The sequence below is a fragment of the Paenibacillus sp. FSL P2-0121 genome, assembly GCF_037975345.1.
Lineage (GTDB): Bacteria > Bacillota > Bacilli > Paenibacillales > Paenibacillaceae > Paenibacillus_AQ > Paenibacillus_AQ odorifer.
The window spans coordinates 2290464-2309282 of sequence record NZ_CP150245.1; the positions used below are offsets into that span (position 1 = coordinate 2290464).

Below are 18819 nucleotides of genomic sequence, written 5' to 3' on the forward strand. Positions count from 1 at the left end.
GAAAGGGGAGTCGCAGCATGTCCTATCAAATGGCAGTAGATCTGTTGGAACGCAGAGGTGTATCACTTTCCTCCATTGCTGAAATTGTATATATTTTACAATCGGTTTATTATCCTGGTTTAACCAAGGATGAATGTCTGTCCAGCGTCAAGTCTGTTTTGGGCAAAAGAGAAGTGCAGTATACTTTAATGACAGGTGTTGCTCTTGATGAATTAGCCGAGAAAAAACTGCTTCCACAGCCGCTGCAGGCGGTAATGGAGGCTGATGAATCCCTCTACGGAGCGGACGAGACTCTGGCGCTTGGTATTACAGGGGTATATGGGATGATCGGACTGACAGGTTTTGGGTATTTGGACAAAATAAAGCTTGGAATCATTGGTGAACTGAACGATGATAAAGGTAGGATTCATGTATTCTTGGATGACCTTGTTGCCGGCATTGCTGCCGCCGCTTCCGCCAGAATTGCTCATCGGCATGAAGGGGCAAAAGTATATCCTTTAGGCACGGACAAGGAATAATTGAGCCCCTTTATTTCGTTTGAACAAGTTCCTCAGTCTTGCTTCCTATGCCCTACTCCTGTTGCGGGAAAAAAGAAAACTGTGTTATCATAATTCCATTATACGGGATACGGCTGGGAATTAAGATTGGGGAGGCCTTGCAGGGCATGTGGACGGTAATATATATCGCGCCGACCGCCAGAGTGGCGGATATGATTAAGAGTAAGCTGACAGAAGAAGGTTTTTTGGTAGAATGCCGTCCAATCAATATGTCCAAGCAGCAGTTTGAGATATTGGTTCCTTCAGGTGAGCTGGAGGAAGTACAGGAAGTCCTTAATCTTATTCTGCATCCCTGAGTTTCTTACAAGACAAAAGTCATGACAGCGGCAAGCTGCATAACGCAAATAAACGGCTGAAGAGGTGCGGGTGTGTTCAAAGATTTATTTCAGAAGAAACGGAAGTACGCGACTATTCCTTCAGAACGTCTGGAGCGGAGCGGCGGGCCTGCGGAAGGCGAACGCCCCAAACGTGAAATCCCTGAAGGATTAATGAGCAAATGTAATAAATGCGGAACGATCCAGTATAGTAAGGAATTAGAGAAGAACCTAAAGGTATGTCCTAATTGTGGTCACCACTTGCGCCTAAATGCTGTGGAGCGCATTGCAATGACATTAGACCCTGAGGGCTTTATTGAGTTTGACAGTGAAATGTATTCTATCGACCCGCTGAAATTTCCGGGTTACGCTTCCAAAGTGGAGCAACAGCAGCTGAAATCTGGACAAACTGAAGCCGTAATTACGGGTCAGGGTTCCATTGGTGGCCATCCGGTCATCGTAGCTGTGATGAATTTTGAATTTTTCTCAGGCAGCATGGGCTCTGTAGTAGGGGAGAAGATCACCCGTGCGATAGAAGAGGCCACAGAGCAACAGCTTCCACTCCTTATTTTCTCTACTTCAGGTGGAGCGAGAATGCAGGAGAGTATTCTTAGTCTAATGCAAATGGCGAAGACCAGCGCTGCGCTGGCTCGTTTTAACGAGGTTGGAGGTCTTTACATCTCGATAATTACGGATCCTACTACCGGTGGAGTATCTGCGAGTTTTGCCAGCCTTGGTGATATAATTATTGCAGAGCCTGGAGCGGTATTTGGTTTCGCAGGACGTATAGTCATTGAGCAGACCATTCGCCAGAAGCTTCCGGATGATTTCCAGACCGCTGAATTTAATCTTCAGCATGGGTTGCTTGATATGGTCGTGCACCGCAAAGAAATGCGCGCTACATTGACTAAAATTTTGGAGCTGCATGACGTGAAAGGGGGATTTTAGGTTGGCAGGAGAGTTGCCTTTTGAAATGCCTCTGGTAGAAATGCGCAAGAAGATTGCTGAACTGAAGCAGTTTGGCGAAGAGAAGGGTATTGATTTTACGGACGAGGTAGCTAGGCTGGAAGAACGATACCGTGTGCTGGAGGAAGAGATATATTCTAATATTTCTCCTTCGCAAAAAATGCATTTGGCTAGACATCAAGGACGTCCGACTTCCCTTGATCTTATGGGGCAGATCTTCACTGATTTTATTGAACTCCACGGTGATCGGATGTTTGGGGATGATCTTGCTATTGTAGGTGGCATCGGTAAACTAAATGGGTTGCCGGTTACAGTTATTGGCCAGCAGCGCGGTAAAGACACCAAAGAGAATATTTTACGATTCTTCGGCAGTGCACACCCTGAGGGCTTCCGTAAAGCGCTGCGTCTGATGCAGCAAGCGGACAAGTTCAAACGTCCCATTATTACCTTCGTGGATACGAAAGGTGCATACCCAGGCAACACAGCCGAGGAAAGAGGTCAATCCGAAGCGATTGCCCGTAATTTACGCGAGATGTCTCAGTTTGGTGTTCCTGTAATCTGTGTGGTCATCGGTGAAGGCGGAAGCGGTGGCGCCCTGGCATTGGCGGTTGGGAATAGAGTGCTCATGCTGGAACATGCCATTTATTCGGCGATATCTCCTAACGGAGCGGCCTCTATTCTGTGGAAGGATGCTTCGAAGGCTGATCAAGCGGCAGAAGCCATGAAGATAACGGCTGCTGATCTGCTTGAGATGGAAGTTATAGAAGAGATCGTACCAGAGCCTAAAGGCGGCGCTCATCGGGATTACGAAGCAACAGCAGCGGCGATTAAGGATGCATTATGGCGGCATCTGCAGGAGCTAACCCAGATGAACTCAGTGGAATTGAAGGATGATCGATACCGTAAATTCCGTAAAATTGGTGAGTTTGCAGAGGCTCAGCAGGAACAAATTTTTATTGAAGAAGAAGTGAAGTCAGAAGTGTAAAAGTGCAAAATCATTTGCACTTTAAGACATATAGCTATACTTAGTGGGTCTTTTGGATATAGTGTAAAATATACAATTTATTGGAATTAAAATAATCTCGATCCACTAACGGGATTATTTTAATTTTTTTTATGTTTACAGAAAATTCGACTTAAAGTTACACCCAAAAGTGCCTACAACATTGATTTTGTGTCTGGTTTGCAGTAATATTCATAAGGGCGTACTTAAAGGCACATGTGACAAAGTTCCTATTTTATTAGTTAGCCTTGTAGTAGATTTTGTAGTTGGAAAAAGTGAGACAGAGAGAACGAAAAAACGGAGGAAAACCTAATGCGGAAAAGTAAAATTGTATGTACGATCGGACCTGCGAGTGAATCGTTGGAGAATATCAAAAAATTGATTTTGGCTGGTATGAATGTGGCCCGTCTGAATTTCTCCCACGGCGATTTCGAAGAGCACGGTGCTCGGATCAATACGATCCGTCAAGCATCTAAGGAACTGAACAAAACAGTTGCTATCCTGCTCGATACTAAAGGACCGGAGATTCGCACAGGCAAGCTGGAAGTAGAACCGATTGAACTTGTTCAGGACGAGTACCTGACACTGACTACGGAAGAGATCCTTGGTAATCAAGATCGTATTTCCATCACGTACAGCGAACTTCCTAACGATGTTCAAGTAGGATCCACAATCCTTATTGATGACGGTCTGATTGGTTTGACAGTTGTCGACATTCAAGGTACAGAAATCAAGACCCGTATTGTAAACGGTGGTACGATTAAGAGCAAGAAAGGCGTTAACGTACCAGGAGTAAACATCTCCTTGCCGGGTATTACGGAAAAAGACACCAACGATATTCTTTTTGGTATCGAACAGGACATCGATTTTATCGCCGCTTCCTTCGTTCGCAAAGCTAGCGACGTTCAGGAAATTCGTGAGCTGCTTGAGAAAAACAACGCTTCTCACATCCAAATCATTTCCAAAATCGAAAACCAACAAGGTGTTGACAACCTTGATGAAATTTTAGAAGCTTCTGACGGCCTGATGGTTGCTCGTGGTGACCTTGGTGTTGAAATCCCAGCTGAAGATGTACCTTTGGCTCAAAAATTGATGATTCAAAAATGTAACGTTGCTGGTAAACCAGTAATCACAGCTACACAAATGTTGGATTCCATGCAACGCAACCCACGTCCTACTCGCGCTGAAGCAAGTGACGTAGCAAACGCTATTTTAGATGGTACAGATGCAATCATGCTTTCCGGAGAAACTGCTGCTGGTAAATATCCAGTAGAATCCGTACTTACAATGTCCCGCATTGCTGAGAAAGCGGAATCCGCTCTGAACCACCATGAAATCTTCATGAAACAACAAACTGCACAAGAAACTACAGTTACAGAAGCAATCAGTCAATCCGTTGCAATTTCTGCTTTGGATCTGAACGCTAAGGCTATCATTTCTTCGACTGTAACAGGTCATACTGCACGCGTTGTTTCCAAATACCGTCCTAAAGCACCAATCATTGCCGTTACAACACAAGAAAGAACTATGCGTCAATTGTCTCTCGTTTGGGGCGTAACGCCAGTGTTCGGACAAGTTGCATCTTCCACAGATGAGCTGCTGGAAACAGCAATCAAAGGTGGTAAGGATTCCGGTCTGGTTCAAACTGGTGACCTAGTTGTGATTACTGCAGGAATTCCACTTGGACGTTCTGGTTCCACTAACTTGGTAAAAGTAAGCACAATCGAGTAGTTCTCGATTGGCTTCACCTGTTTAGCAGGTTCCATAAAGCTTAATTAAAGGGTTGTCTCAACTGTAGTGAAAATCTACAAGCGAGGCAGCCCTTTTTTTCGTGTTTATCAACATATTCGATTGAAGATTATGTTAAATCCATTTATGCTGTTAGTAACAAATCTTGAATGATAGGTTCGAGTATTTTTATTTGGGGTATGTTCGTTTGACAGTAAAAGAATCCCCACGATGGTTTGGACAAGAAGGAACGGCGATAGTAGCGTTATTTTGCACCATGATTCCTCCCATATTGAGAGTGAGCTTTGGACTTTTGCCATTAATTCGACAGCAATAGAAGCAAGTAGGGGAGACACGCGCCAGCTTTGCAATTGAGCCGTCTACCTCGGGAGCCTCCATAATCCATTCGCCAGAGGTTTGTGGTCCGGTATATCGCTGTAATGTTCGAAAAATCCAATTTCGGCTCAAATTGCGGAGCGTAATCGTCCATTTGTTGCGGCCTACCTTCGTGATGTTCGCTTTTATATGGTCTCCAGGGCTCACTGGAAGGGGAATTACCGTTTCGACATCAGGTAGGATTTCCCACCAAGCGTAATACCGGGCACGGCCATTTACGAATTCATGGCCTGTACCCGTTTGGATCAGGCTGCTGTTCTTGAAACCGTCAATACCAATCCAAGCAGAGGAATAGGAAGGTTTAGAGGTTGGTTTTACATATGGAACGATCCATTCACCGGCAATGCGGTTAAAAGCCCCCTTTTTTCCAGTGATCGTATATCCGCTCCAGTTTGTTGAAGACCAGCCGAAGCCGGAGCTTTGAAATTTGTTCGCATTAGATTTGTCTTTTAGACATGGATGATTGACCCGATTAGAATTTTGCTTATCATTCAACTTGTCCACCGCCTTTATAGTACTGCTATATTAAATGCGGTGATTACATAGGAAGTACGGGTGTTCTGCTAAAATATAAGAGAGTGCAATGCTTGATTTAAGAAGCTGGAGAGGATTTGTAGCTTAAAATGGAAAAATTATCGAAGCTGCGTGGCTTTTATCTGTTTTTAGGATTGGCCGGCGGTTCATTTGGCTCATATCTAACGCTGCTGCTTGTCCACAATGGACTTGATAGCGGGCAGATAGGTATACTAATGGCAACAGGCACGCTAATTGCGATCACGATTCAGCCAATATGGGGAATTGTCTCGGATCGGTATAATCAGACGCGTTTGGTACTAATCCTAAGTGTGGCGATACCGGCTTTATTAGCCGTCTTTTACCGTTCGGAATATTTTATAGTGTTACTGCTGGTGTATACCCTCTCCACAATCTTTTCCTCGACACAGGCGCCTATAGCCGATTCTTACGCGATTTCAGCGGCGAAGAGGGCTGGGGCTACTTATGGCAGTATAAGGCTTATGATGAGCATTGGAGCGGCTGTGGGCGCCTATTTAGGCGGATTGTATGTATCGTCCTTCTCTGTATCCACGATATGGCTGCCCTTTCTTATGTTTAATCTGATTGCTGTTCTTATTGCATTGACGCTGCCGAAGCAGGCAGAAGAGAATCATATGATGCGGCAATCGTTTTCTCAGGGGGTTAAAAAGCTGCTGGGGAATCGGGTGTTCCTAGCGTTTTTGGGTGGCAGTTTTCTTGTGAACCAGACGATGACTGCTTTTGGAACCTACTTCGTCATTGCGTTTCAGTCGGTTGGAGGTTCAACTCGTTATGCAGGAATTGCGCTTTTCCTCGCATCTGTAACGAACGTGCCCTCCATGCTGTTTGCTTCCAAGGTAATCAAAAAGCTGGGGCGCGAGCGGACGCTGCTCCTTGGCGCACTTATTTATGTCTTGCGGTGGGGTATTCAGGTGGCTTTCCCTTATCCATCCGTAATGATTGGAGTGCAGGTACTGCATGGTCTGTCATTCGGGTTCTTTTATATTGCTGCCGTTGAATATGTATCTCAGATCACCTCTAACGAGATGCAGGCGACTGGGCAAAGTGTTTTTAATATGGTGTTCTCGGGTTTTGCCGGTGTTGTTGGCAATTTATTAAATGGATTCTTGCTCAATCAAGGCGGCGTAGAAGTGATGAACCTGTCTTGTATGTTGAGTTCAATTGCAGGAGCGATGCTGTTATTTTATGTCGCCAGAAGCTCCCGAAGCAAACTATCGACGACAAAGCTATCTTCAGACGGGGCCCGGGCCTAAGCTCTCCCTGCTGCCTATGCCGAAAGGAGTATTTATAAATGGAATTACAGCAAGACGGCTTGCGAAGCCGATGGTATGAGTCTACCCTGCGTGTTCGATACCAGGAAAGTGATCAGATGGGCGTAGTGTATCATGCGAATTATTTGAACTGGTTTGAGTCTGGCCGTACGGAGTTGTTACGTCAGCTTGGCTTTACTTATCGTGAGCTTGAGAATCAGGGAGTGCTGCTGCCTGTTACCTCAGCCGATTTGCAATTTAAAAGTCCGGCGCGATATGATGATCTTATCTCCGTGTATGCGCGAATGACTACCTTTTCGGCGTTAAGAGTCGCATTTGAGTATCAGGTGCGGAGGCTCTCGGAAGCAGAAGGTAGGAATTTAGAGGGTTCAGCGGCTACTTTGGGACAATTGCGGTCGATGGACCTCCCTGGGGAACTGCTGGTTACCGGCTCGACAAATCATGTTTGGGTGAATCGAGAATGGAAGCCTGCCAGGCTGGATAGAGCCCTTCCGGAGCTGTTTCACGCGATTAAAGGAGCGCTGCGGGAAGAAAGGGGTTCTGTATGATTAGAAGCAAATGGTTGTGGGCTGCATTATTTATCATTCCTGCCGTGGAATTATTCGGCTTTATCTTTGTAGCAGATCAACTTGGAGCATTCAAAACGCTGCTGCTTATGTTGACGACCTCGGTTATCGGACTATTGATGATGCGTTTCGAAGGGAATAAAGTGCTGCAAGACAGCAGAACACATATGCAGGAGGGACGCGTTCCTGGCCGGACGATGCTGGATGGCCTATGCATTTTTTTCGGTGGCTTACTGCTGATCTTACCTGGCTTCATAACGGATATTGTAGGTTTCTCCTTGGTGTTTCCGTTGACTCGGCCTTTGTATCGTATATTTTTGCTGAAGTGGATTGAGAAAAAGATGAAAAACGGCACCTTCACCTTTTACCGCCGCTAGTCATAATCAAAACAAAAACAGAGCGGGCCCCTGTCATTGATAGGAGCCCGCTCTGTTTTGCTATTCCAAGAATTGTAGGGTATTGTTTATTATCTTAGTCTTCCGCTGACAATATAGCTGTGTAATGCGTGAAATACACCTGCTCGGTTAAAGGCTACAAGAATAACTAGAATAACGGGACCGATGATCAGCCCAAGCATACCGAACAGCTGCAAACCTGCAAACATACCGACCAGCATAGCAAGGGGATCAAGCCCAATGCTGCTGGCGAGCACTTTCGGCTCAAGCACTTGGCGGGTTACAAGGATAACGGCATATAGGATAGTAAGTCCGATCCCCAGTGCCAGATTGTCTGTCATGTAAGAGTATAACGCCCAAGGAATCATTACGATTCCAACCCCTAAATAAGGCAACAGATCCACAAAACCAATCATTAAGCCAATAGCGAAAGCAGATTTTACACCCAAGAGCAGCAACCCGATCACGACAATGACCGCTGTAATGGAGATCAGGATTAGCTGAGCCCGGAGATAGCCGAAGAGAGCTTTTCGCAGATCCCGCCAGATACCCGATACCGGCTTTAAGAATGGGGCTGGCAGCCAGCCTGTGAGTTTGGCATTATGTCTTTCCCAGCTAGTACTAATAAAAAAGGCAGCGAGAACGACCACGATAAGAATTGTACCCATACTGGGTAGAGCGGAGATCAGCTTTAAAATCACATTAAAAAATCCGGTCACCACTTGCGTAACTGCGTAACCAACGGTTTCCGTTGTTCTGCTGATATTGCTGTCAATGGTGGCGTGATAGTCAGGATTGTCGCGGTAGAACTGATTTATCTGGTTAATGATATTCTGTATGCTTGCATTCTGGCTCAAGGACAGCAGAAGCTCTCTCCATTGGTCCGTATGAAGATTAAAGGTCTGCAGCAGCACGATCAATTCTTTCACTAGCCTTGTAATCATCGCGGTCAGTACAAGTGCGGTTCCGCCTATGTAAAATAGCAGCGAGAGCGACACCGCCAGCCACGCTGGGAGCTTAAGGCCTTTAAGAATCAACACTAGTGGATGCATGATATAAGCGAGCAACCAAGCGAGCAGGAGGGGGTATAACAGCGGAAGCAATAAATAGATTGCCAGCAGGAGGATAGAGGTAGCCAGAACGACCCACAGGCCGCGCAGCAGTCTTTTAAATGCTAATCGGTCCATACGAAGATCTACACCTCCTTCATTCCTGCGGATGCAGGGGAATAAAAGCTCGTCTTCATATATATTCATAGAACCTATTTAAAGACTAGGAAACGGGATAAATATTGGGCTGAACCGGATGCTATAAACTAAAATCTCAACTGTGAATCAAGGGTTTAGAAGTTTTTTTCTATCTCTGTGATAAAATCATTTGATGCGCTGCAAAGCTTCCACATTGTTCACATAACCGACAAAATCCAGTATGATGAATAAAGATTCGATTACGAAAGTCAGACAACATCCTCGCCGGATATGTCCTTGAACTGCACTCCTTAGATTTTTCAATGCTTTAAATTGGAAATGTTTACATGAAACCGAGAATGCTTTTTATACCTTGTTGGCAAAGGAGAGATATGCTATGACAGCTACCAAAGGCTTGGAAGGTATCGTTGCAACAACTTCATCCATTAGCTCTATTGTGGATGGGGTACTCACTTACCGTGGTTATGATATTGATGATCTCGCAGAAAATGCTACCTTCGAAGAAACCGCTTATTTATTGTGGTTTGGCAGTCTACCAACAACACCAGAGCTGGAAGCGCTCAAACGGGATTTCAGTGCTTTCGCACGGATTCCTGAGCCAGTCATCGAGCAAATGAAGCTCTATCCAAAAGACACCAACACCATGGCAGCATTGCGGACTGCTGTATCAAGCCTTGCTCTCTATGATGAAGCGGCTGACGATATGAGTAGAGAAGCTAACGAGATTAAAGCAGTAAAACTACAGGCACAGCTCCCGACGGTTGTGGCGGCCCTATCGCGTATTCGTAAAGGTCTGGAACCTGTGGCTCCTAAAGAAGGCGTCTCGATTGCCGAGAACTTCCTGTATATGTTATGGGGAAAAGAGCCTGACAGTGTATCTGTTAAAGCGCTTGATACCGCACTTGTGCTTCATGCGGACCATGAGCTGAATGCTTCAACTTTTGCAGGCAGAGTTACGGTTGCAACCTTGTCCGATATTTATTCCGGCGTGACCTCTGCTATCGGCGCACTAAAGGGTCCACTTCACGGTGGGGCGAATGAAGCCGTTATGAAGATGCTTGAAGAGATCGGAAGTTTGGAAGCGGTTGAACCTTATATTCGTAAGAAGCTGGATAACCGCGAGAAGATCATGGGCTTCGGCCATAGAGTATACAAAAATGGTGATCCACGTGCTAAACACCTGATGAAAATGTCACTTGAACTTGGCACAATGAAAAATGATACTACGCTGTATGATATGTCCGTAAATATCGAGGAATTGATTACCGGACAAAAGGGACTTAAACCGAATGTTGATTTCTATTCGGCATCAGTTTATACACAGCTGGGTATTGAACGTGAGCTGTTCACTCCTATCTTTGCAATTAGCCGGACTTCAGGCTGGACTGCACATATTCTGGAGCAATATACAGATAACCGTATTATCCGGCCACGTGCAGAATACACAGGTATGATTGAACAGAAATACGTTCCAGTAGACGAAAGATAGAAGGGCAGCCTTGCGGGCTGCTCCTAAAGTTTAGTAGAATGAACCCTAGAATATATGCAATAATGCATATTCATACGTAGAGAGTTTTGTTCGAGGCTTGTCCATGAGAAATTAAATCCCACAAAACTTTAGGAGGAATACACTCAAATGTTGAAACTAGAAAAATTCGATCTGCCAACAGAAGGCGAACAAATCACAATTAAAGATGGTAAACTGCAGGTTCCTAATCATCCAATTATTCCTTTTATCGAGGGTGACGGCACAGGCCGTGATATTTGGAAGGCTTCCAAACGCGTACTTGATGCAGCAGTAACTAAAGCTTATGGCGGCACAAAGCAAATCGCTTGGTACGAAGTTTTTGCTGGCGAAAAAGCCTTCAATACATATGGCGAATGGCTGCCAAATGATACTTTGGAGGCAATCCGTGAATATTTTGTAGCTATTAAAGGTCCACTTACGACTCCAATCGGAGGCGGTATTCGTTCATTGAACGTAGCTTTGCGTCAAGAGTTGGATTTGTACGTATGTCTGCGTCCAGTTCGTTATTTCGAAGGGGTTCCTTCTCCTGTTAAACGTCCTGAGCTGGTGGATATGGTTATTTTCCGTGAGAATACGGAGGATATTTATGCAGGGATTGAATATCAAGAAGGTTCTGCTGAAGTGAAAAAAGTCATCGAATTCCTGCAAAAAGAGATGGGAGTTAACAAAATCCGTTTCCCTGAAACTTCTGGTATTGGTATCAAACCAGTATCCTCCGAAGGTTCAAAACGTTTGGTACGCGCTGCTATTGAATATGCGATCAAACACGGACGCAAGAGCGTAACGCTTGTGCACAAAGGAAACATCATGAAGTTCACTGAAGGTGCCTTCAAAAACTGGGGTTATGAAGTTGCTGAGCAAGAGTTCGGAGATAAGGTCTTCACTTGGAATCAATACGATGTGATTAAAGAACGTGAAGGTGAAGCTGCTGCCAATGCTGCTCAGAAGGATGCTGAAGCTGCGGGCAAAATTATCATCAAGGATGCCATTGCCGATATCGCATTGCAACAAGTTCTGACTCGTCCGACTGATTTTGATGTTATTGCTACCTTGAACCTGAACGGGGATTACCTGTCTGACGCGCTTGCTGCGCAAATCGGCGGTATCGGTATCGCTCCTGGAGCGAACATTAACTATATTTCTGGACATGCGATTTTTGAAGCCACTCATGGCACCGCACCTAAATATGCAGACAAAGATGTTGTGAACCCTGGTTCCGTGATTCTGTCCGGCGTAATGTTGCTGGAGCATCTGGGTTGGCAGGAAGCAGCAGATCTGATTTATAAAGGTATGGAAACAGCTATTAATAACAAAACCGTGACTTATGACTTTGCCCGCCTGATGGAAGGCGCAACTGAACTGAAATGCTCTGCATTTGCCGACGAGATTATTAATCACCTCTAAGATAGGCTGGCTCAACCAACTGAATATATTGAAGTTTAGCTAATACAAGCTATACCGACACCGTTCTAGGAGGAGAATCCTTGGCAATCAAACGTTATAAAATTACAGTTGTAGGTGCCGGTTTTACTGGGGCTACTACAGCTCTTATGCTTGCTCAAAAGGAGCTTGGTGACGTTGTGCTGCTTGATATCCCACAAATGGAGAACACAACCAAGGGGAAGGCACTAGATATGCTGGAAGCAGGTCCTGTACAGAAATTTGACAGTCAAATTACAGGAACCTCAAGCTATGAAGATGCTGCGGATTCAGATATTGTAATCATCACTGCAGGGATTGCCCGTAAACCTGGAATGAGTCGCGATGATCTCGTGAACACCAATGCAGGTATTGTGAAGTCGGTATGCGAGAACATAAAACGTGTAGCACCAGATTCCATCGTAATCATTCTGAGTAATCCAGTTGACGCTATGACCTATGCGGCATTTAATGCGCTGGGTTTTCCGAAGAGTCGCGTAATTGGACAATCCGGAGTGCTGGATACAGCCCGTTATAACACGTTTATTGCACAAGAGCTGAAGGTATCTGTTGAAGATGTACGTGGTTTCGTATTAGGCGGACACGGCGATGATATGGTACCGCTCGTAAGGTATTCCAGTGTCGGTGGCATTCCAATTGATACATTGATATCTGCGGAGCGTATTGATGAGATTGTGCAACGTACACGTGTGGGTGGCGGAGAGATTGTTAACCTCTTAGGGAATGGTAGTGCTTATTATGCACCAGCGGCTTCTTTAGTTCAGATGGCGGAAGCTATCTTGAAGGACAAAAAACGGATCATTCCGGTTATCGCTTTGCTCGAAGGAGAATATGGCTACGATAACCTGTTCATGGGTGTTCCGGCGTTACTTGGTGCCAATGGTATCGAGAAAATTTTTGAACTGGAGCTTACAGCTGAGGAAAAAGCGGCTTTAGATAAGTCTGCTGAATCCGTGCGTAGCGTAACAGCTGTGCTAACTGTATAGATTGTGACAGAGGTATGAAGAAACCCCCATTTTGTTCACTTAAAATGGGGGTTTCCTTTTCTTCTTAAGCAATAATGGGTATAATTAAATGTAACTATTATCACAGTTAAATCGGAGGAGATATGTTATGGATTGGAACGTTTTGTTTTTCTTACATATGATCGGAACCTTGGCACTTGGCTTCTACCTTGTGCTACCCTTCATCCTAGGACGTGCAGAGAAACTGTCGTCTGGGGCTAAAGAAGGAACGTTAAGTGCAGTAACCGGATTTAATCGTTTTGCGCAGTATGGATTGGTGATCCAACTCCTTACAGGCGGTTACATGATGACCAAAGGTGATTATTCAGTAGCGTGGATGATTATTGTTGTTGTGTTACTGCTAGCGATGTTTGCGCTTGGCGGTATTATGAGCAAGCCTTTGCGTCTTGCAGCAGCTGGAATTCGTGAGAACCGCGACGTTAGCGCAGAGACTGGCAAATTGCGCACACTTAGTGCACTACTTACGGTGTCATTGCTATTGATGGTATTCTTTATGGTGTTTAACGACATAGTTTAATTTACAGCGAATTATACCCGCCTCCGTAATGGAGAGCGGGTTTTTCGTATGTTCCGGTAATTTATCTTCATTCCGTTAATCCCTGATAGGATCCGTATAAGACTTCGGCCGGTAATTTAACGGAGAAACACCCGTCCATCGTTTGAATTGTCGGCTGAAGTGGCTCTGGGAAGCAAACCCGAGTTGTTCAGAAATCATCTGTATTTTTAAATCGGTATGAAGCAGCAAATGTTTTGACTTCTTTAATCTTAGATTAGTTATGTACTGCCTAGGAGATATCTTATATACCTTTGTAAACAACTTATGGCACTGCACCCGACTTAAGCAAAGCTGCTCAGTAATCAAATTAACCGTGAGCTCCGGCAAATGAATATTGGCTGCAATATATTTTTCGATCTGATGAGCAGTTTCCACCTCGTACAAAGAGTTTGCTTGTCGCGCTGCGTTGGAATTCTCCGAATTCGAGAGCTGTACATCAATGAGTTCAGTCAAAATCATCAGGATGATCGCTTGCAAACGAAGCCTTTCTTTTACAAGAATCATTTCTTCAATTTCCTCGGGAAATCCAGTGGAGGCCGTCGTGGCGAGAATATTGTTCTTAATAAATTCATCCAAATGTTCCAGTTGGTGATTTAATCCCGAATGCTGCATTTGCTGGTTATTCCATTTCTGTACAGCTTGAGACTGAAACCAATCACGAAACTTTAAATCGTCAATATCGAAATGAAAGGAGAGGTAGATATAGTTGCTCAGGCCAGAATTAACTACATAATGACGTAAGCCAGGTGGAATAATTAACCAATCTCCTTTACCAAAGGCAATGGAACTTCCTTCTACATATTGATGGGAGTTGCCGTCGTAGCAATACAATAGTTCGAAGATTTTGTGATGATGATCAGGGTATGCCCACCCAGGTTCTGCTACACGATAATGAACACCGATCAGCTGCAGTGTACTCATAATGTTCGGAAAGCTGACTTTGTAAGCGATAGGAGTTCTCCTCCTTAGGATCAATAGGGATGTTCTTAATTATATCAAGGATACCTATACATATGACCGTTTTGCAGTGCGAGCCGTTGATCATTCCATAGTTTTCTTTACAAAAGGTCAAAAAAAAGAATGAAATCATCATTTGAATCACTTTAGAGAACAGGGATAATGGAGGAACCTAGGGAAGTATTTCGAGAAACGGAAGGAAGTGTAATGAAGTGGGAAAGTTGTGTAGGAATATACTAATCTTATCTTCTTTACTAATGGCTTCATTGACTCTTACTCACGGTACAACAGAGGCAGCCTTTATAAAAGATGGGGCAGAGAGGCAACCTCCAACCCAAATTGCAAGCGTATACAAGTTCAATTTTACAAACCAAGTTAAAACAGGATATCAATCCGTTAGGTATGATCCTAATCGCGGTGCACAATTGTATGACTCATCTTTAGGTTATGGTTTTGTTCAAGAGACCAACGCTTTACCCGCCAGAGAAGTGCACACCGACTCAATTACATCCGATGGAACAGGTTTTTTCATCACAGAACCTATTTTTTTTGCTGAACCTAAATCTGAGAAAGATAATTATAACAACTACGGAATGGCGTTTCGAATGGATGCTCCCCCTGGAACCTACAACGTATATGTAAAAACGACTTCTGACGCAGAGGATGGGATCGTGTCAGTATCCGGAATGCAGACCAGCCGCTTGTTGAAAAGTGGACATTGGGACGCTGCAAAGCTTGTACCCGTCAAGCATACGGCTGTAGCCAAAGGGAAAGAGTGGACTTATACGTATGTAAACGGCCGTGACCATATAGATATTGAGATCGAACCGAACAAAGTGAACACAGCTGTGGGGATTGAGGAGATCATACTGGAACCGATTTTGCCTCAGCATAGAGCAGTTGGAGCTCTTCCGAATTTATTTATACTTGGAGATTCTACGGTCAAGTCCTACACCTTCGACGAAGCACCAATGAGTGGTTGGGGCCAGATTATTGGCAGTATGTTTAATCAACATAAATTGAGTGTAACTAACTATTCCATGGGGGGACGCTCGTTTAAAAATGCCTATACAGAAGGTCGACTGAACGACATTTTACTGAATGGCAGCATTGGGGATTATGTGTTTATTCAATTCGGACACAATGATGAGAGCGCAGATGAGTTCAGACGTTACGGCAGAGGTTCGACAGAAGCAATGTATGAAAATTACCTTAAAGCAGTCTATCTCCCTGCGATTCAAGCCCGGGGTATGATACCAGTACTGGTAACCCCAATGTCCAGAATTAAAGGGAATGCAAGTCCGGGATATATCTATGAAAATTCTTTTAAATCAAGAAAGTTTGTAGATATTCTTAAACGGGTCGCAGATGAATCTGGAGTTACACTTATTGACCTTAACTCGGAAAGTCTGAAATATTATAACGAGATCGGTGTAGAAGCAATAACATCCCTCTTCATGTCAATTGAAGCCGGAGAAACGCCAGGCAAAACAAATGACGGAAGTTACGCTAACGGGCATCCTTCAAAGAAAGTCGATGGGACTCATTTTAAAGAAGCGCTCTCCAAACAATTTTCGCGGATGATTGTTACGGAGCTTGTAGAGAAAGGTGCTACTGGCGATTCTACTGCTGCCTCCATTACTGCTTACCTTAAAGGGAACGTTAAGCATGCGGCACTAACAGGGAACTGGGGTAAGATTTTTCCGGAAATAACGAATGATACGACGACTGGGGAAGCTGCTTATTACCGTAATCAAATTGAGAAATTAATCCAGCTGGGAGTAATGGGCAAAGACCGTCAAGGAAATTTTAATCCGGATACGGTGATGACAGTTGCTGAATTCACACGCAGTATTTCTAAGTTAATGAAAGTGGAAAGATCAGATCTTGCCTATTATCCGAAAGGTAAGCTGTCACGTGAAACGATGGGTGCTATTCTCTATGACGTTTACCAAATAAAGTTTGCTAATAAACCTAAGTACATGACTGATTATAACGGCATAGCAGTAGTGCCAGGAGATCCTGGCTATGATTCGAATCTGGAGCCAGGAGCTAGAGGTGCGATGTACTATCCTCTTGTATCCTGGACGCAGCTTGTTGATACAGCGGACATTTCTCCTTATTTAATTTCAAAAGTGAAAAGTGCATATGAATTAGGACTCATTAGATCTGAAGTGGGGATTGCCAGAGGCGAAATGGTCAATGGGACAGAACTAGAACCTAAAGCTATAGTGACCCGGGAGAAAGCGGCCAAAGCTCTGAACTTTATGTGGGTGCTGGAACATGAAGTGAATGCAGAAAATCATGTTTCTTCTCTAAAATAGTCAGGGTGAACAATTCAAGGCACAGCAGCGATGCTGTGTCTATTTGTATGCAGTGAATTCCTCTCCACTTACAGCAGTGTATCTCTCACGGTTGTTTATTTCTACTTTCATTGTGGTAAGTAAGATTCGTAAAGCAATTTAAGAAAATGACAAACCCAGCGTATAAACGTGCATAGTTGTGCCATCCTAAGACGATCAGTTAACTATCAATTTGCTTAACGAGAGGAGATAGGGAAGATGTCAGGCAACAATAAACAAGCTACAAAAACCTTACCCCCACAGGAGCAGCATCATCAGCCAGGGATTGAGAGTGAAATGACGCCGCTGCCCAAATACGAGCCGGCAAATTATAAAGCAGCAGGTAAACTGCAAGACAAGGCGGCATTAATTACCGGTGGAGACAGCGGAATTGGGCGTGCAGTTGCTGTGCTTTTTGCTAAAGAAGGCGCTGATGTGGTCATTTCATATCTTAATGAACACTCAGATGCAGAGGAAACTAAACGTCAGGTCGAGCAGGAAGGCCGCAAATGTATCCTAATTCCAGGTGATATCGGTGACGAGAAATTCTGTAAGGATCTTATTAAACAGACGGTGGAGGGCTTAGGAAAGCTTGATATTCTCATCAATAACGCGGCAGAGCAACATCCGCAAGCTAAGATCGAGGATATTACTTCCGAGCAGCTTGAGCGTACTTTCCGTACGAATATATTTGCGATGTTCTATTTAACAAAAGCAGCTATGCCTCATTTAAAAGCAGGATCTACCATTATAAATACAACTTCAATTACCGCTTATCGCGGAAGCCCGCAGCTGCTGGACTATTCATCAACTAAAGGAGCTATTCTTAGCTTCACACGATCCTTGTCCACGAATCTGGCAGAGAAGGGCATACGGGTAAACGGTGTTGCACCAGGTCCAATCTGGACACCGCTGATTCCCTCTACCTTTGATGCAAAACAGGTTAGCGAGTTTGGAGGTACACAGCCTATGAAACGGCCTGGACAACCAGAAGAGCTGGCACCAGCCTATGTATATCTGGCCTCTGACGATTCCAGTTATGTGACTGGACAGGTTATTCATGTAAATGGTGGCGAGGTAGTAAACGGTTAGATCAGTACAGCTAATGTGAATAAATGGGTGTATTTCAATAAAAAAATATGTTACTATAAACCACGTTAGCATTTTAAAATTGTATATTTATGTCACTAGGGGTGCCGATTGGCTGAGACGGAATGGATTTCCGGACCCTTTGAACCTGATCTGGTTAAGACCAGCGTAGGGAAGTGGAGGACGAATTTCTGTTATCGAGCTATTTATAGTGCCGTCTATATACAGATTCTGACTGCCTTCCTTACGGGAGGCAGTTTTTTTGTTTTTTACTGACCTATAGGGAAGTGAGAGAGGAGATCGTGATATTGCAAGCTGAGATCCATCTAATATCAGACGGCAAGCTGCAACTGAGACATTTTGTTGAACTAGCTGTCACGGTGCAGATATGGGTCGATTATATTCACCTGAGAGATAAGCAATGTCCTGCACACGAACTACTCGCTGCGGCACAGGAGCTGTTGGCTGCCGGTATGCCCGCTACCAAACTGATAATCAACGACCGAATAGATGTAGCCTTGGCAGCTGGTGCCGCGGGGGTTCAGTTGGCCTGGCACAGTCTGAGTCCGGGTACAGCCCGGCGAATTGCACCTCAGCTTCGGCTGGGGAGATCGGTTCATTCTCCGGAAGAAGCGGCGAATGCCTCAGAGCAGGGAGCTGATTATTGCTTGTTTGGTCATGTATTTCCCTCGGATAGCAAGTTAGGGCTGCCCGCACGTGGGTTAGAGCTGCTTGCAGAAACGGTGAAGACCAGCTCTATTCCTGTAATTGCGATTGGCGGAATTAGCCCCGCTAATGCGGCGCAGATCATCAGGAAAGGTGCGGCAGGAGTTGCTGTGATGTCCGGTATTTGCGGAGCGGATGATCCTTATGAGGCCGCCAAAGCTATTCATAAGGCGGTTCATTCATAGCCTGGAGGTAAC

18 protein-coding genes and 1 riboswitch are annotated in these 18819 nt (G+C 44.7%); of the genes, 15 read left to right on the top strand and 3 right to left on the bottom strand.

Going from position 1 to position 18819, the window contains the following annotated elements; all coding sequences use genetic code 11:
- Positions 1-17 precede the first annotated feature (17 nt).
- From MKY54_RS09955 to pyk, 5 genes are all read left to right on the top strand, one after another.
- Positions 18-518 carry a phosphatidylglycerophosphatase A gene (locus tag MKY54_RS09955; protein ID WP_036678892.1) on the top strand — a complete coding sequence of 167 codons (501 nt, stop codon included), beginning with the start codon at positions 18-20 and terminating at the stop codon, positions 516-518.
- 146 nt (positions 519-664) lie between these two features.
- Positions 665-853 carry a hypothetical protein gene (locus tag MKY54_RS09960; RefSeq protein ID WP_036678895.1) on the top strand — a complete coding sequence of 63 codons (189 nt, stop codon included), beginning with the start codon at positions 665-667 and terminating at the stop codon, positions 851-853.
- Positions 854-925: 72 nt separating this feature from the next.
- The gene (gene accD, locus MKY54_RS09965) at positions 926-1819 is read left to right on the top strand and encodes an acetyl-CoA carboxylase, carboxyltransferase subunit beta (protein ID WP_076124903.1); all 894 of its coding nucleotides are present in this window, start codon (positions 926-928) and stop codon (positions 1817-1819) included.
- Position 1820: 1 nt separating this feature from the next.
- Complete coding sequence (locus tag MKY54_RS09970) at positions 1821-2822, top strand: acetyl-CoA carboxylase carboxyltransferase subunit alpha (protein ID WP_036678900.1); 1002 nt, start codon at positions 1821-1823, stop codon at positions 2820-2822.
- Between the two features lie 330 nt (positions 2823-3152).
- Positions 3153-4571 (top strand): pyruvate kinase, encoded by a 1419-nt coding sequence (gene pyk / locus MKY54_RS09975; RefSeq protein WP_038569666.1) that lies wholly within the window; start codon positions 3153-3155, stop codon positions 4569-4571.
- Positions 4572-4757: 186 nt separating this feature from the next.
- Here the strand turns inward: pyk and MKY54_RS09980 are convergent, their stop codons facing one another.
- Entirely contained in the window at positions 4758-5459 is a 702-nt protein-coding gene (locus MKY54_RS09980; protein WP_339190331.1) for a G1 family glutamic endopeptidase, read from the bottom strand.
- 128 nt (positions 5460-5587) lie between these two features.
- Between MKY54_RS09980 and MKY54_RS09985 the strand changes: the two genes are divergently transcribed.
- From MKY54_RS09985 to MKY54_RS09995, 3 genes are read left to right on the top strand one after another with little or no spacing between them, the layout of a single operon-like run.
- The gene (locus tag MKY54_RS09985; RefSeq protein ID WP_036678905.1) at positions 5588-6772 is read left to right on the top strand and encodes an MFS transporter; all 1185 of its coding nucleotides are present in this window, start codon (positions 5588-5590) and stop codon (positions 6770-6772) included.
- A 38-nt stretch (positions 6773-6810) separates the two neighbouring features.
- Positions 6811-7338, top strand: coding sequence for a thioesterase family protein (locus MKY54_RS09990; RefSeq protein ID WP_038569667.1), 528 nt, complete (start codon positions 6811-6813; stop codon positions 7336-7338).
- On the top strand, positions 7335-7733 hold the full coding sequence (locus MKY54_RS09995; protein ID WP_076124906.1) for an FxsA family protein: 399 nt from the start codon (positions 7335-7337) through the stop codon (positions 7731-7733). Before MKY54_RS09990 ends, MKY54_RS09995 begins: the two co-directional genes overlap by 4 nt.
- Before the next feature lie 89 nt (positions 7734-7822).
- On the opposite strand, the gene ytvI is transcribed toward MKY54_RS09995, so the two are convergent.
- Positions 7823-8938, bottom strand: coding sequence for a sporulation integral membrane protein YtvI (ytvI, locus tag MKY54_RS10000; protein ID WP_339172757.1), 1116 nt, complete (start codon positions 8936-8938; stop codon positions 7823-7825).
- Positions 8939-9335: 397 nt separating this feature from the next.
- On the opposite strand from ytvI, the gene citZ reads away from it, so the two are divergent.
- The 4 genes from citZ (at position 9336) to MKY54_RS10020 (ending at position 13469) form a co-directional block, all read left to right on the top strand.
- Positions 9336-10448 (top strand): citrate synthase, encoded by a 1113-nt coding sequence (gene citZ, locus MKY54_RS10005; RefSeq protein WP_036678915.1) that lies wholly within the window; start codon positions 9336-9338, stop codon positions 10446-10448.
- Between the two features lie 147 nt (positions 10449-10595).
- Positions 10596-11891, top strand: coding sequence for an NADP-dependent isocitrate dehydrogenase (gene icd / locus MKY54_RS10010; protein WP_036678918.1), 1296 nt, complete (start codon positions 10596-10598; stop codon positions 11889-11891).
- An 80-nt stretch (positions 11892-11971) separates the two neighbouring features.
- The gene (gene mdh, locus MKY54_RS10015) at positions 11972-12913 is read left to right on the top strand and encodes a malate dehydrogenase (RefSeq protein WP_076100099.1); all 942 of its coding nucleotides are present in this window, start codon (positions 11972-11974) and stop codon (positions 12911-12913) included.
- A gap of 127 nt (positions 12914-13040) precedes the next feature.
- On the top strand, positions 13041-13469 hold the full coding sequence (locus MKY54_RS10020) for a hypothetical protein (protein WP_036678923.1): 429 nt from the start codon (positions 13041-13043) through the stop codon (positions 13467-13469).
- A gap of 75 nt (positions 13470-13544) precedes the next feature.
- Here the strand turns inward: MKY54_RS10020 and MKY54_RS10025 are convergent, their stop codons facing one another.
- On the bottom strand, positions 13545-14429 hold the full coding sequence (locus MKY54_RS10025; RefSeq protein WP_339190333.1) for an AraC family transcriptional regulator: 885 nt from the start codon (positions 14427-14429) through the stop codon (positions 13545-13547).
- 293 nt (positions 14430-14722) lie between these two features.
- On the opposite strand from MKY54_RS10025, the gene MKY54_RS10030 reads away from it, so the two are divergent.
- The 3 genes from MKY54_RS10030 (at position 14723) to MKY54_RS10040 (ending at position 18807) form a co-directional block, all read left to right on the top strand.
- Positions 14723-16789: a GDSL-type esterase/lipase family protein gene (locus MKY54_RS10030; RefSeq protein ID WP_339190335.1), complete on the top strand. Its 2067-nt coding sequence runs from the start codon at positions 14723-14725 to the stop codon at positions 16787-16789.
- 237 nt (positions 16790-17026) lie between these two features.
- Positions 17027-17899 carry an SDR family oxidoreductase gene (locus MKY54_RS10035; RefSeq protein ID WP_038569678.1) on the top strand — a complete coding sequence of 291 codons (873 nt, stop codon included), beginning with the start codon at positions 17027-17029 and terminating at the stop codon, positions 17897-17899.
- Positions 17900-17986: 87 nt separating this feature from the next.
- Positions 17987-18088, top strand: a riboswitch (TPP riboswitch).
- A 116-nt stretch (positions 18089-18204) separates the two neighbouring features.
- Complete coding sequence (locus MKY54_RS10040; RefSeq protein ID WP_339190337.1) at positions 18205-18807, top strand: thiamine phosphate synthase; 603 nt, start codon at positions 18205-18207, stop codon at positions 18805-18807.
- Positions 18808-18819: the final 12 nt, after the last annotated feature.

Coding starts and splice junctions, on each gene's coding strand:
- MKY54_RS09955 (WP_036678892.1), top strand. CDS start 18: ATGTCCTATCAAATGGCAGTAGATCTGTTGGAACGCAGAGGTGTATCA.
- MKY54_RS09960 (WP_036678895.1), top strand. CDS start 665: ATGTGGACGGTAATATATATCGCGCCGACCGCCAGAGTGGCGGATATG.
- pyk (WP_038569666.1), top strand. CDS start 3,153: ATGCGGAAAAGTAAAATTGTATGTACGATCGGACCTGCGAGTGAATCG.
- MKY54_RS09985 (WP_036678905.1), top strand. CDS start 5,588: ATGGAAAAATTATCGAAGCTGCGTGGCTTTTATCTGTTTTTAGGATTG.
- MKY54_RS09990 (WP_038569667.1), top strand. CDS start 6,811: ATGGAATTACAGCAAGACGGCTTGCGAAGCCGATGGTATGAGTCTACC.
- MKY54_RS09995 (WP_076124906.1), top strand. CDS start 7,335: ATGATTAGAAGCAAATGGTTGTGGGCTGCATTATTTATCATTCCTGCC.
- ytvI (WP_339172757.1), bottom strand. CDS start 8,938: ATGGACCGATTAGCATTTAAAAGACTGCTGCGCGGCCTGTGGGTCGTT.
- citZ (WP_036678915.1), top strand. CDS start 9,336: ATGACAGCTACCAAAGGCTTGGAAGGTATCGTTGCAACAACTTCATCC.
- icd (WP_036678918.1), top strand. CDS start 10,596: ATGTTGAAACTAGAAAAATTCGATCTGCCAACAGAAGGCGAACAAATC.
- MKY54_RS10020 (WP_036678923.1), top strand. CDS start 13,041: ATGGATTGGAACGTTTTGTTTTTCTTACATATGATCGGAACCTTGGCA.
- MKY54_RS10025 (WP_339190333.1), bottom strand. CDS start 14,429: ATGAGTACACTGCAGCTGATCGGTGTTCATTATCGTGTAGCAGAACCT.
- MKY54_RS10030 (WP_339190335.1), top strand. CDS start 14,723: ATGGCTTCATTGACTCTTACTCACGGTACAACAGAGGCAGCCTTTATA.
- MKY54_RS10035 (WP_038569678.1), top strand. CDS start 17,027: ATGTCAGGCAACAATAAACAAGCTACAAAAACCTTACCCCCACAGGAG.